At 67.0% G+C, this 13669-nt stretch carries 10 protein-coding genes; 5 read left to right on the forward strand and 5 right to left on the reverse strand.

What is annotated here, in order from left to right; translation table 11 throughout:
- Positions 1-303: 303 nt before the first annotated feature.
- Entirely contained in the window at positions 304-3294 is a 2991-nt protein-coding gene (gene uvrA, locus ACFWO8_RS22725) for an excinuclease ABC subunit UvrA (protein WP_378956381.1), read from the reverse strand.
- A gap of 229 nt (positions 3295-3523) precedes the next feature.
- On the opposite strand from uvrA, the gene ACFWO8_RS22730 reads away from it, so the two are divergent.
- Complete coding sequence (locus tag ACFWO8_RS22730) at positions 3524-4156, forward strand: response regulator transcription factor (protein ID WP_056824462.1); 633 nt, start codon at positions 3524-3526, stop codon at positions 4154-4156.
- A 4-nt stretch (positions 4157-4160) separates the two neighbouring features.
- Here the strand turns inward: ACFWO8_RS22730 and ACFWO8_RS22735 are convergent, their stop codons facing one another.
- Positions 4161-4943 (reverse strand): sigma 54 modulation/S30EA ribosomal C-terminal domain-containing protein, encoded by a 783-nt coding sequence (locus ACFWO8_RS22735; RefSeq protein ID WP_378956406.1) that lies wholly within the window; start codon positions 4941-4943, stop codon positions 4161-4163.
- A gap of 139 nt (positions 4944-5082) precedes the next feature.
- On the opposite strand from ACFWO8_RS22735, the gene ACFWO8_RS22740 reads away from it, so the two are divergent.
- Positions 5083-6906, forward strand: a complete 1824-nt coding sequence (locus tag ACFWO8_RS22740) for a GAF domain-containing protein (RefSeq protein ID WP_378956422.1) — start codon at positions 5083-5085, stop codon at positions 6904-6906.
- A gap of 16 nt (positions 6907-6922) precedes the next feature.
- Here the strand turns inward: ACFWO8_RS22740 and ACFWO8_RS22745 are convergent, their stop codons facing one another.
- On the reverse strand, positions 6923-8068 hold the full coding sequence (locus ACFWO8_RS22745; protein WP_378956445.1) for a beta-ketoacyl synthase N-terminal-like domain-containing protein: 1146 nt from the start codon (positions 8066-8068) through the stop codon (positions 6923-6925).
- 133 nt (positions 8069-8201) lie between these two features.
- Here ACFWO8_RS22745 and ACFWO8_RS22750 point away from each other — a divergent pair, with 133 nt between their 5' ends.
- The 3 genes from ACFWO8_RS22750 to ACFWO8_RS22760 are packed head-to-tail and all read left to right on the forward strand — an operon-like array spanning position 8202 to position 12224.
- The gene (locus tag ACFWO8_RS22750; RefSeq protein WP_378956490.1) at positions 8202-9539 is read left to right on the forward strand and encodes a diguanylate cyclase domain-containing protein; all 1338 of its coding nucleotides are present in this window, start codon (positions 8202-8204) and stop codon (positions 9537-9539) included.
- A gap of 13 nt (positions 9540-9552) precedes the next feature.
- Positions 9553-9888: an antibiotic biosynthesis monooxygenase family protein gene (locus ACFWO8_RS22755; RefSeq protein WP_378956533.1), complete on the forward strand. Its 336-nt coding sequence runs from the start codon at positions 9553-9555 to the stop codon at positions 9886-9888.
- 44 nt (positions 9889-9932) lie between these two features.
- Positions 9933-12224 carry a HelD family protein gene (locus ACFWO8_RS22760; RefSeq protein ID WP_378956548.1) on the forward strand — a complete coding sequence of 764 codons (2292 nt, stop codon included), beginning with the start codon at positions 9933-9935 and terminating at the stop codon, positions 12222-12224.
- Positions 12225-12401: 177 nt separating this feature from the next.
- On the opposite strand, the gene ACFWO8_RS22765 is transcribed toward ACFWO8_RS22760, so the two are convergent.
- The gene (locus ACFWO8_RS22765) at positions 12402-12854 is read right to left on the reverse strand and encodes a universal stress protein (RefSeq protein WP_378956561.1); all 453 of its coding nucleotides are present in this window, start codon (positions 12852-12854) and stop codon (positions 12402-12404) included.
- Positions 12855-13123: 269 nt separating this feature from the next.
- Positions 13124-13546, reverse strand: a complete 423-nt coding sequence (locus ACFWO8_RS22770) for a hypothetical protein (RefSeq protein ID WP_378956572.1) — start codon at positions 13544-13546, stop codon at positions 13124-13126.
- Positions 13547-13669 lie beyond the last annotated feature (123 nt).

Below are 13669 nucleotides of genomic sequence, written 5' to 3' on the forward strand. Positions count from 1 at the left end.
TGGCCGCGCTTCCGGTATCCATTACAGGCGTTCCTTTCGAATCCAGGTCAGACAGTCGGCTTGGTGGGCTCGTAAGCCAGCGATGACCCGCCTGCGAGGAAACCGAGAATCTGGGCGATGAGCGCCGTGGTGGCTTCATCCATGAGGACGTTCCTTTCGAGCTACACGACGATCGAGCCGTCGACAAACCGCTACTTCCCGGTATTCCGGGGACGGTGAGGCGAATGTTACCTACGGCTGTTTCACTTTGTGGCGGTTTCCGAAAGTCCCTGCCGGGATGTCTCGAAAGGAAGGTAGCCCGGCTCAGCGCAGCGCGGCCGCCTTTCGCGCCAACCGCTTGGCCGCGGTCGTCTCCGCCGGTGCCTTCTTCGCCGCGGGGGCGGTTTTCTCGGCTGCCTTCTTCGCGGCGGCCTTCTTCGGTGCGGGCTTCTTCGGCGCGGGCGCTGCCAGGACTTCTTTGAGGAACTGCCCGGTGTAGCTGTCCGACGCCGCGGCGATGTCTTCCGGCGTGCCGGTCGCGACCACGGTGCCGCCGCCGGAACCGCCCTCGGGACCCATATCGATGACCCAGTCGGAGGTCTTGATGACATCGAGGTTGTGCTCGATGACGATCACCGTATTGCCCTTGTCGACCAGCCCGTTGATCACCTTGAGCAGTTTGCGGATGTCCTCGAAGTGCAGACCGGTGGTCGGTTCGTCCAGGATGTAGACCGTCCGCCCGGCGGATCGTTTCTGTAGTTCAGCGGCAAGTTTCACCCGCTGGGCCTCACCGCCGGACAGGGTCGGCGCACTCTGGCCGAGCCGCACGTAACCCAAGCCGACCTCGACCAGTGTCTTGAGGTAGCGGTGGATCGAGGTGATCGCCTCGAAGAAATCGGCGGCCTCGTCGATCGGCATATCGAGCACTTCGGCGATGGTCTTGCCCTTGTAGTGCACCTCGAGGGTTTCCCGGTTGTAGCGGGCGCCATGGCAGACCTCGCAGGGGACGTAGACGTCCGGCAGGAAGTTCATCTCGATCTTGAGCGTGCCGTCGCCCGAGCACGCTTCGCAGCGGCCGCCTTTGACATTGAACGAGAACCGGCCGGGTTGGTAGCCGCGCACCTTCGCCTCGGTGGTGGAGGCGAACAAGGTGCGGATCTTGTCGAAGACGCCGGTGTAGGTGGCCGGATTCGAGCGGGGAGTGCGACCGATCGGCGACTGGTCGACCTGCACCAGCTTGTCGAGGTTGTCGAGGCCGTTGATCCTGGTGTGCCTGCCCGGCACCTGGCGGGCGCCGTTGAGCTTGTTGGCCAGGACGGTGGCCAGGATGTCGTTGACCAGGGTCGACTTACCCGAACCCGAGACACCGGTGACCGCGGTGAGCACACCCAGCGGGAACGCCACGTCGACGTTGTGCAGGTTGTGTTCGGTGGCGCCGACGACGGTGAGCCTGCGCTTCTTGTCGATCGCGCGGCGCACCAGCGGCAGCTCGATCTGCTCGCGGCCCGAAAGGTAAGCGCCGGTGAGGGATTCGGGCACTTCCAGGAGTTCGGCATACGGGCCGCTGTGCACCACCCGGCCACCGTGTTCGCCGGCCAGCGGACCGATGTCGACCACCCAGTCCGAAGCTCGGATGGTGTCCTCGTCGTGTTCGACGACGATCAGGGTGTTGCCCAGTTTCTTCAAGCGCAGCAGCGTCTCGATGAGCCTGCGGTTATCGCGCTGGTGCAGGCCGATCGACGGCTCGTCGAGGACATAGAGGACACCGACCAGGCCCGATCCGATCTGGGTGGCCAGCCGGATGCGCTGGGCCTCACCGCCGGACAGGGTCGCGGCGGCGCGCGAGAGCGTCAGATATTCGAGGCCGACGTCGAGCAGGAAGCCGAGCCTGGCCTGGATCTCCTTGAGCACCTGACCGGCGATCGCGGTCTCGCGCTCCCCCAGCGTGAGCGAGTTCAGGAAGTGCGCGCAGTCGCCGATGGACAGCTCGCTGACCTCGGCGATCGACTTGTCGGTGCCGTCCGCGGCCAGGGTGACGGCCAGGATCTCCGGGCGCAGCCGGGAGCCGTTGCAGACCGGGCACGCCACATCGCGCATGTAGCCGTCGTAGTGCTCTTTCATCTGCTCGGACTCGGTGTTGTCCATGCGCCGCTGCAGGAACGGCATCACACCTTCGAAATCGGCGTAATAGGAGCGCTTGCGGCCGTAGCGGTTGGTGTAGGCCACGTGCACCTGGTCGGAGCTGCCTTCCAGCACCGCCTTGCGCGCCTTCGCCGGCAGGTCACGCCACGGGGTGTCCATGGAGAAGCCGACCGCCTCGGCCAGGCCGGCGAGCAACCGGTTGAAGTACTCGGCGGTCTGCCCGCGCGACCACGGGGCGATCGCGCCGTCGGCCAGGCTCAGGTCCGGATCGGGCACCACGAGTTCCGGGTCGACTTCCTTGCGGATGCCGAGGCCGGTGCAGTCGGGGCAGGCGCCGTAGGGCGAGTTGAAGGAGAACGAGCGGGGCTCGAGGTCTTCGATATCGAGCGGGTGGCCGTTGGGGCAGGCCAGGCGCTCGGAGAAGCGGCGCTCACGGTCGTGGGCGTGCTCGTCGCGGTCGACGAAATCGAGCACGACGATGCCGTCGGCCAGCCGCAGCGCGGTCTCGATCGAGTCGGTGAGGCGCTGCTTGGAGGCGGCCTTGACCGAGAGCCGGTCGACGACCACCTCGACGTCGTGCTTCTCCTGCTTCTTCAGTTTCGGCGGATCGGTGAGCGGATACACCACGCCGTCGACCCGCACGCGCGAGTAGCCCTGGGTCTTGAGCTGGTCGAACAGATCGACGAACTCGCCCTTGCGGGTACGTACCACCGGCGCGAGGACCTGGAACTTGAGGCCGTCGTCCATGGCGAGCACCTGGTCGACGATCTGCTGCGGGCTCTGCTTTTCGATCAGCTCGTGGCACACCGGGCAGTGCGGCGTGCCCGCGCGGGCGTAGAGCAGGCGCAGGTAGTCGTAGACCTCGGTGATGGTGCCGACCGTGGACCGCGGGTTGCGGTTGGTCGACTTCTGGTCGATCGACACCGCGGGCGAGAGGCCCTCGATGAAGTCGACATCCGGCTTGTCCATCTGCCCGAGGAACTGTCGCGCGTAGGCCGACAGCGATTCGACGTAGCGGCGCTGCCCCTCGGCGAAGATCGTGTCGAACGCCAGGCTCGACTTCCCGGAACCGGACAGACCGGTGAACACGATCAGGCTGTCGCGTGGCAAATCCAGGTCGACACCTTTCAGGTTGTGTTCCCGAGCTCCGCGCACAGTGAGGCGTTCCGCCACCTGGTGAATCCCTTCTCCATCGTCATCCGCCGACCGGACATAATCCCCCGCTGACAATGCTAGGCGGGGGGTCCGACAAGTTTCGGTGCGCGGGGCGAACGGACCCCGGGACGGGGCGCGCTGCGCAGGGGACGTGACGAACCTCGTTCACCGACCCGCCCCACAACCCAGATGCGCGGATTATGTTGGACCACAAGGGTGGATCGTTCGACATGATGAAGGAGCCGACGTGCTCGAGGTGTTCCTGGTCGACGACCACGAGATCGTGCGGCGTGGGTTGATCGACCTGCTCGAGGGTGATCCAGAACTCACTGTGATCGGTCAGGCGGGCGGCGTCGCCGAGGCGATGGTGCGCATCCGCGAGGCTCGCCCCGACGTCGCGGTCCTGGATGTGCGGTTACCCGACGGCAACGGCATCGAACTGTGCCGCAACCTGCTGGCCGAGTTCGACGACTTGCACTGCCTCATCCTGACCTCGTTCTCCGACGAGCACGCGATGCTCGATGCCATCCTGGCCGGTGCCAGCGGCTATGTGGTGAAGAACATCGACGGGATGAAACTGGCCGACGCGATCAAACAGGTCGGCGCGGGCCACTCGCTGCTCGATACCCGCGCGGCCGACGCGCTGCGCGCCCGGCTGCGCCGCAGCGCCGAACCATCAGGGCCACTGGCCGGGCTCACCGACCAGGAACGCCGGCTACTCGAACTGCTCGGTGAGGGCCTGACCAACCGGCAGATCGCCGCGCGCATGTTCCTCGCGGAGAAAACGGTCAAGAACTATGTCTCGCGACTGCTGGCGAAACTGGGTGTCGAACGCCGCACCCAGGCCGCTGTCCTGGCGACCAAACTCCGCGAGCCGTGACAGCTCAGGACGGGACGACGATGGTCAGGTCCCCGTCGTAGCGGCGGTAGAGCAGGTTCCCGCGGCCGGTGTGGCTGTCGGTGAAGAACAGGTAGGGCAGTCCGGCGGCGCACAGCGCGTCGGAGGCCTCGTCCTCGGCGAAGACGGGAGCCGCGTCCTGAACCACCCGCACCGGCATCGCGCTCGCGGTCAACGGCAGTTCGGCCGGCTGGTCCGCCGCGGCGGTGCGCCGCTGCCGGGCCAGCGCGACACCGTGCGGGTCGGCCCAGGTGACGATGGCGTCCTCGCCGGTGTCGGCGTCGGTGAACAGGTAGGCGTCGTAGTCCATCGCGTCCAGGACCGTGCTGGCTTCCAGCGGGGTGCCGGTCATCAGGGCGCAGTCCTTGCGGCGGATGATCGGCCGCGTCTCGGTGATCTGGGCCAGCGGGCGGCGGGCCGGATCGGGCCACGCGCCGCGCGCTTCCTTGCCCGCGCGGCGAGCGAGCTGGCGGTCGAGCCGTTCGGCGGCGAAGGTCACCGCGAAACCGCCGGGACCGGTGACCTGGACCCGGGTGAAGGTGTCGTTGGTACGGATATTGGCCTGCACAAGGGTCGGCTCGTCGTAGCCCTGCGGCGCGGTGACGCGCACCCTGGCCGGGCTGTCGAGGTGATGCCTGCGCATGACGCGGGTGATGGCCCGGACGGCACGGGTGACGTCCTGGGCCGGTACTTCGCCACGCGTGGTCACGGCCAGCTCCGGGTCCGCGGCGGTCGTCCAGTGCTGGGTGCTCGACAACGAATTCATCATGTGCCCCACTTCTCGATCCCAATTCCCGGTGCCCAATGCCACCACTACCGCCGGTGCGAGTGAAGGGCCGAAAGTCCCCTCATTGCGGACTAGACTTTGTTGCGACTCACTCGAGGAGCTGCGAAGACGGGATACTGCGATGGCGAATGACGGTCGGGGCGGCCGCTATTCGGCTGACCAGACGGTGTCGCGGCAGATGTTGCGCAGCCTGCTCGGCGAGGTCGCCGATCGGGTCGAGGTGATGATCGGCTCGCGCGATCGGATGGATGGCCTCGTCGAGGCCATGCTCACCGTCACGGCGGGGCTCGACCTGGACGAAACCCTGCGCACCATCGTGCGAACCGCGATGAATCTGGTCGACGCCCGCTACGGCGCGCTGGCGGTACGCGGCCACGATCAGCAGGTCGCGCAGTTCATCGACGAGGGCATGCCGGATCAGATCCGCGACCGGATCGCGCGATTACCCGCCGGCCACGGCGTACTCGGCGCGGTGTTCGCACACAAGGCACCGATGCGGCTGGCCGATCTCACCCAACACGAAACCTCGATCGGTTTTCCGGCGGGACATCCGCCCATGCACACGTTCCTCGGTGTGCCCGTACGCATTCGGGACGAGGTGTTCGGCAGCCTCTATCTGACCGAGAAGTCCAATGGGCAGCCGTTCACCGAGGAAGACGAAGTCCTGGTGCTGGCGCTGGCGGCCGCGGCGGGCATCGCGGTCGACAACGCGCGGCTCTACGAGCAGGCACGTACCAGGCAGGCGTGGATCGAGGCCACCCGCGATATCGCGACGGAATTCCTCGCCGGTACCGAATCCGACCGAGTGCTGGGTCATGTGGTCGATCACGCGCGTGGGCTGACCGGATCGCATCAGGCGTTTCTCGCCTCGGTGCCCGTACCCGACGAATTGCCGAGCGAGATCAGCGAATTGGTGGTCACGCAGTGGACGGGCCCGGACGCGGGCCAGGACTGGCAGACCATTCCGATCGCGGGGACGGTGGTGGGCGACGCGTTCAGCAGACGGACACCGCTGCGCTTCGACGATGTGTCGGAGGTGACGCTGGGCGTCGAGTTCCCGGTGGCCGAACTGCCCGGCGCCGGACCGGCTCTCGTGCTGCCGCTGTGCACACCCGATGCCACCCTCGGCGTCCTGGTGACGTTCCGGCCGCCGGGTTTCGCACCGTATTCCGACGAGATGCTCGAACTGACGGCGGCGTTCTGCGATCAGGCCGCGCTGGCGGTGCGGCTGGCCGACGCGCAGCAGCGGATGCGCGAACTCGACCTCGTCGCCGACCGCGACCGGATCGCGCGCGATCTGCACGATCATGTGATCCAGCGCCTGTTCGCGATCGGCCTCACGGTACAGGCCACCCTACCCAAGGCCGTGGTTCCCGAAGTGCGGCAACGGCTTTCGACGGTGATCATGGATCTGCAAGAAGTGGTGCAGGAGATCCGCACCTCCATCTTCGATCTCCACGCCAGCGGCTCGGGCCACAGCGAGGGGCTACAGCAGCGCCTCGAGGTCGCGATCCGGCGCCAGACCGCCGACATCGCCCTGCGCGCGACGATCCAGGTGTCGGGCCCGCTGTCGGTCCTCGATCCGCAGCTGGCCGACCACGCCGAGGCGGTGGTGCGCGAAGCGGTGAGCAACGCGGTGCGCCATTCCGGCGCCGACACCGTCGCCATCGTGATCGAGGTGGCCGACGATCTGGTGATCACGGTGTCCGACAACGGCTGGGGCATTCCGAACCACGTCATCCGCAGCGGGCTGCGCAATCTCGAGCAACGCGCACAGGAGGCCGGCGGGCACTTCGAGGTCGGTCCGGCCGAGCGCCCCGACGCCGACGGCAACCACCCGGAGATGTCGGGCACGCAGCTGCGCTGGGCGGTGCCACTCCCCCAGGACGCGCCGACGACCGGCGGATTCGCCCTCGCCGGCGGACCCGAGACCGGCGAGGACTGAGCCGGAACCGGCGACGTCAAACCTTGGCCAGGATTACGGCCGCGTTGTTGCCGCCCATCCCCATCGACAATTTGAGAGTCGGACCGTCGAGCATCGGGGTCGGGCCGTCGAGCAGTCCCGGGTGCGCGGGGGCCACGATCGGCGCCGATGCGGCGATGCCACGCTCGTAGGACAGTGCGATCGCGGCGACTTCGATCGCCGCGCACGCGCCCTGACAATGCCCGGTGAGCGGTTTGAGCGCGGCGATGGCGGGACGGTCGTCGAAGACGGTGGTCATGACGTCGCGTTCGGCGGCATCGCATTGCCGGGTCCCGGTGCCGTGCGCGTTGTAGTACGCCACGTCGGCGGCATCGATCCCGGCGTTCGCCAGCGCGCGCTGGACGCAGGCGATGATCTGGGTGTGGGTGGGATCGACCGAGACGACGTGGAAGGCGTCGTTGGTCATCGCGCCGCCGAGTACCCGGGCATAGGGCAGCTCGACCGCGTCGGTGAGCAGCAGCGCCACCGACGCCTCGGCGATGGTGAACCCGAGCGTGCCCTCCTGAAAGGGCCTGCAGGCGGTGAACGGGTCGGCGGCGGCGATCGCGGCACCGAGACCGACGAAATGTTCGAGCATTTCCGAGGTGGCCGAGAGGTCGGTCGTCACGCACAGAACATCGTCGACCAGACCCGCGTCACGCCACATCTTCGCCGTCAGCAGGGCGACATTTCCCGAACTGCAGGCCGCCGACACGTTCATCGCGGGCCCATGAAAACCGAACTCCTGCATCACCACCGAGATGGCTGTCGAGGGCAGCATCCGCAGATAGTCACGCGAGCGCCGGTGGCCGTCGTCACGAAGGTAGAAATCGCGCCAGTCGGCGACATCGCCCAGGGTGAACGCGTGGACGAGGCCGACGGTGCGGCCTTCGTGGCGCCACCCGCGGGCCTGCGCGTCGGCGATCGCCTCGGTGGCCGCGGCATGCACGGCACGCCCGAACAGACCGGTTCCGTACGCCGGGTCACCGCCGTCGGGAATCCGGCCGACCCAGGCGTGTTCATCGCGTCCCGGCCCGTAACCGGGGTACAAACGGGCCGCCGGTTTACCCCCCAGCAATCCCTGCCACAGGAATTCGCGACCCCACCCGTAACCGGAGACGACACCGATGCCGGCTATCGACATAGAATCGAGGCGGTGAGCCATGCCGCCCGTGAGCAGGTCCGGTATCACATCGCTCCTCGCGGATCTCATGAAGGATCACCAGACTAGTCCGATACGCCGTCCGCCGACGCAGGCCGAGATCGGGGGTTTCGCAGTGGGAGAACGAAAGACCGACGCGGCGAGCGCCGAACAACTCGCGCAGCGCTATCGGTCGCTGGTCGAACACACCCCCGACGCCATCTGTGTGCACGAATCCGGAACCGTCGTCTACGTCAATCCGGCCATGGTGCGCCTACTCGGAGCCCGCTCGGCCGAAGAACTACTCGGTTTGTCGATCACCACCTTCGTTCATCCCGCTTCCGTGGCCGCCATGCTCGACCGGATCAACCAGCTCACCGCCGAGGGATCGGCCTCGCCACCCTCCGATATGGACCTGGTTCGGGTGGACGGGCGCGCGGTGCCGGTGCAGACGGTGTCGGTGCTCACGGTGTGGCAGGGCGAACCGGCCTACCAGGTGGTGGTGCACGATCTCACCGCGCAGCGAGCCGCCGAGGCATCGGCGCGGCGGGCGGAAGCACATTTCACCACCGTGGTCTCCCAACTGGAGGAGGGCGTGCTCGTCGTCGATCGGCGGGGCCGGATCGAATCGATCAACCCGGCGGGCATACACATACTCGGCATCGACGACGTCGGGCCGGTCCTCGGCTGCCTCATCGACGATCTGCCGATGACGATGATCGACAGCGACGGACGGCCGCTACCGCCCGGAAAACACCCGATGGCGCACACGCTCGCGACCGGTGAGGTGATCACCCAGTTCATCTTCGGTGTCGAGCACGCCGACGGCCACCAGGTGTGGTTGTCGTGCAACTGCAGGCTGCTCAACCCGGACAGCCCGGATTCGTCGGGGGTGTCCTCGTTCGCCGACATCACCGAGTTCCGGGCGAGCAGGCGCCAGCTCGAATTTCAGGCCACCCACGATGCGCTGACCGGGCTCGCGAATCGGTCCCTGATCCTGTCGCAGCTGTCCTCGGCGCTGGCCGACGAGGGCGGCAGCCTGGTCACCACGGTGCTGTTCATCGACCTCGACGGCTTCAAGGCGATCAACGACACGCTCGGGCACGCCATCGGCGACACGGTGTTGCAGATCGTCGCCCAGCGGCTACAGCAGTCGTTGCGCAGCGAAGACCTGGTAGGACGGCTCGGCGGCGACGAATTCCTGGTGCTGCTGTCCGGTCATCCGCAGCGCGCCGACCTGCCCGCGCTGGTGGAGCGGCTGCGCGGCACGATGTCGGAACCGATCATCGCCAGCGGTCACCGGCTCGAGGTGAGCGCCTCGGTGGGTATCACCGAACTCGGCCCGCACGAGAACCGCACCCCTGAGGCCGTGCTGCACGACGCCGACCTGGCGATGTATCGCGACAAGCCGTCGGCGCATCGTGAGCTCGGTCTCGGTCAGAATCGACGCTCGAACAACACCCACGCCTCCTGACAGACTGGTCGGCGTGATCGTCGAACACGCGCTGTTACCCGTTCGCCCCGGTGCCACCGCCGCTTTCGAAGCGGCCTTCGCGCAGGCGTATCCGATCATCGCGGGAATGCCCGGTTTCGGTGGGTTGTCGTTGTCGCGGTGTGTCGAGCGGCCCGAGTGCTTTCTGTTGCTGGTGCGCTGGGAGCGGCTGACCGATCACACAGTGGGATTCCGGGAGTCGCCGGAATATCAGCGCTGGCGTGCGCTGTTGCACCACTTCTATGAGCCTTTCCCGGTGGTCGAACACTTCACACCGGTCCTGGGCGACGAAGTCTTCCCGGTCGCGGCGGCCATGCCGGCGGGCACGTAGACTCGACAACTCTGTTCTCAACGCGGTGACAAAGGAGTCCTGTTTTGCCCGACCGCCTCGCCGACGCCTCCCCGGCCGCGCACGACCGCGAGATCGAACATGAGCAGAAGTACGTTTCGGTGCTCTACGACCGGCTCGACGGCATGCGCGACTACGCGCAGAACCGGCTCAAGACCGTGCTCCTCGAAGCCGGTGGCACACCGCAGGCGCGCAGTGAACGCGAGTCGTTCACTCAGCTCTACAGCGAGGACCTGTCCAAATACGACGCCGCCGAGCACGGTCTGTGCTTCGGCCGGATCGACCTCGATGGCACCGAGGAGGAGGCGCGCTACATCGGCAGGCTCGGCATCCTCGACGAGGACAACGACTACGAGCCGCTGCTGCTCGACTGGCGCGCACCGATGGCCCGCCCGTTCTACCTGGCCACCACCGCCAACCCCGAGGACGTCACCCGCCGCAGGCACATTCGCTCGCGCAACCGAGCGGTGACCGCGATCAACGACGAGTACCTCGATCTCGGTGCCGCCCAACGCGACGGTGTGGTCGGCACCGACGACGGCGTCGGTGGCGAGAGCGCGCTGCTGGCGGCGCTCAACGCCGCCCGCACCGGGCACATGAACGACATCGTCGAGACGATCCAGAGCGAGCAGGACGCGATCATCCGCTCCGAGCACAAGAGCGTGCTCGTGGTGCAGGGTGGGCCGGGCACCGGCAAGACCGCGGTCGCGCTGCATCGGGCGGCGTTCCTGCTCTACACCTACCGTCAGCAGCTGGCCAAGAGCGGCGTGCTGATCATCGGCCCGAACGCCACCTTCCTCGACTACATCGGCCAGGTGCTGCCCTCACTCGGTGAGACCGGTGTGCTGTTGTCGACCATCGGCGACCTGTATCCGGGTGTGAAGGCGGTACGCGAGGATTCGTTGCGCGCCGGGGAGATCAAGGGCTCCCTCGACATGCTCGAGGTGCTCAAGCAGGCCGTGCGCGACCGTCAGGAAGTGCCGTCGGAACCGGTCCGCCTCGCTTTCGACGGCTATCCGGTGACCCTGGATCGCAAGATCGCGACCCGGGCCCGCGGCCGGGCCCGCTCCTCGCGGCGCCCGCACAACCTGGCCAGGCCGATCTTCGCGTCGTCGGTGATCGACGCGCTCACCGATCAGCTCGCCGCGACGATGGGTGCCGACCTGTCCGGTGGCAAGAGCCTGCTCAGTTCCGCCGACCTCAGCGAGATCGGCGACGAGATGCGCGGCGACCCGCACGTGCAGGCCGCTATCAGCGCGCTGTGGCCGGTGCTGTCGCCCCAGGAAGTGCTCGCCGACCTGCTCGCCGACCCCGCCCGCCTCGACCGCGCGGCCAAGACGTTGAGCGGTGCGGATCGCGCCGAGCTGGTGCGTTCCGATGACGGCATGTTCGGCGCGGCCGACGCCCCGCTGCTCGACGAGCTGGCCGAACTGCTCGGCGTCGACGACACCGAGGAACGCGAACGCTCGCGTCGCCGGTGGCGGGCCCAGATCGAGGAGGCCCAGGACGCCCTCGACATCCTCACCGGTTCGGCACCGCAGGACATCGAGGACGAACTCGATCCCGAGATCCTGATGGCCTACGACCTGATCGACGCCTCCCAGCTGGCCCAGCGCCAGGAATTCGGCAACCGGCAGACCACCGCCGAACGCGCCGCGGGCGACCGGACCTGGACCTATGGTCATGTGATCGTCGACGAGGCACAGGAACTCTCGGAGATGGCGTGGCGAATGGTGATGCGGCGCATCCCGAATCGCTGGATCACCGTCGTCGGCGATGTGGCGCAGACCGGCGACCCGGCGGGTGCGTCGTCCTGGCAGCGGGTGCTCGAACCGTATGTGGCCAATCGCTGGAAGCTCACCGAGCTCACCGTGAACTACCGCACCCCCGCCGAGATCATGGCGGTCGCGGCCGACGTGCTCGCCGCGATCGATCCCGGCACCCAGGTGCCGCGCTCGGTCCGCGAAACCGGCAATCCCCCACGCGCCCACCGGGTTCGGCCCGCCGACCTGGCGGGCGAGCTGGCACGCTTGCTCGAAACCGAGCACGGCCCCGGCACCAGCGCGGTCCTCGCTCCAGCCGCCCTCGTGCCGGAACTATCTTCCCTGGCAGGCGAATCCGTTCAGGTGCTCACGGTGCACGACGCGAAAGGTCTCGAGTTCGACCGCGTGTATCTCGTTGAGCCACAGGCGATCCTGGACGAATCCCCGCGCGGCCTCAACGACCTGTACGTCGCACTCACCCGCGCGACACAGCGGCTGACAGTCGTGCACGCCGAACGACTGCCGGAGACCCTCGCCGCACACTTCGCCCAATGAAAAAACGTGGCGTCGCACGATCCGCGACGCCACGTTCCTTCCTTTACACAAGCCCACCCATGATCTCGCAAGCACATGGGTAACTCACCGGGACGGGCTAACGCCCCCGCGCTCTACCGCCGGCCGCCTACGCTCGCAACTCCCACCTAGGTCTGGCCTGAATACCCGGAGAGGCGGTCAGCGCACGGTGTGGACGATCAGCACGTCCGAACGGGACTTGCGGGCTACGTCCGAGGGGACGGAGCCGAGCAGGCGGCCGGTGAGGGTGTTGAGGCCTCGGTTACCGACGACGAGCAGATCCGCGTCCACCTCGTTGACGAGGTCGAGCAGCGAATCGACCGGCTCGCCGACGATCGCGCGATCGACGATGTTCTTCGCACCGGCGGCCAGGGCCTTCTCCCGGGCGATGTGCAGGATCTCGTTGGTCGGGGCCGAGCCACGGACCTGGTAGGCCTCGTCCTTGAGCACATCGGCGGCGGCGGCGACGTCGCGGTCGTCGGTCGGGAAGTAGGCGCAGGCCAGCACGAGAGTTGCCTCCGCGTCCCCGGCGAGCGCCGCGGCCTTCTCCACCGCCACATACGACGAATCCGAGCCATCAGTACCGACGACAATGGTCCGGTAGGCGGTCATCTCTCCTCCAACTTGGTCGGTGCCAGCACCGAACCACTCGGGAATCGAGCGTCAGCGCGGCAATCGGCTCGACCCTAACGCCAAATCAGGCCGATTTATCGACAATTCGCAATAGATCACATCCCGGAGTGTTGGCGTGTGTGCCGATGTCACGGTGGCTTTCGCGACAGTCGAGAACATCCACCTGCGGCGATAGAACCGCAGGTCGAAGAAATTGTGGCCTATCACAACACGATCAACGACGCAGTGCGACTGGGACTTCGATCACATCAGCCGGAGAAACTGGGGAATCCGCAGGCGGCGCTGCCGGTACCGGTATTCGGCGCGACGGTCACCGTGGCGGGGGTGATCCACCAGATACGCCCATAGCCGTCGACTTTCGCCGTCACTTCGTGTGAACCGGCCACGGAGGGGCGCCAGGAGGTCTTGGTCTCGCCGAACGCCGGGACCGTGACCGTGTCGATCACCTCGCCGTTGTCATAGAAGGTCACCGGCGCACCGGCGTAGCCGGAGCTGTAGCCGACGACATTGACTGCGACCAGCGTGTAGGAACAGCCGGCCTTGGGGTCCTGACTCGAGACGCTGACCCACTGGCCATCGGCATGCGCGGTCGGTGCGAGCAATGCGGTGGCGACCAGGGCGGTCCCGAGGGCGGCGCCCAGACGGGCGGTCCGGTCGAAAGATGTTGTCACTGTTGATGTCCTGACTTCTCCACGCAGCAATGGCCGCTGCGAATGCGGTGACACTATCGACGAATACCGCCACACCAAGTTGGAACGTCAATATTTCAAACCCCCCGATTCTGGGGTCGTTCC

It is taken from the genome of Nocardia sp. NPDC058480, from assembly GCF_042720495.1.
In the GTDB taxonomy this organism is placed as follows: Bacteria; Actinomycetota; Actinomycetes; order Mycobacteriales; family Mycobacteriaceae; genus Nocardia.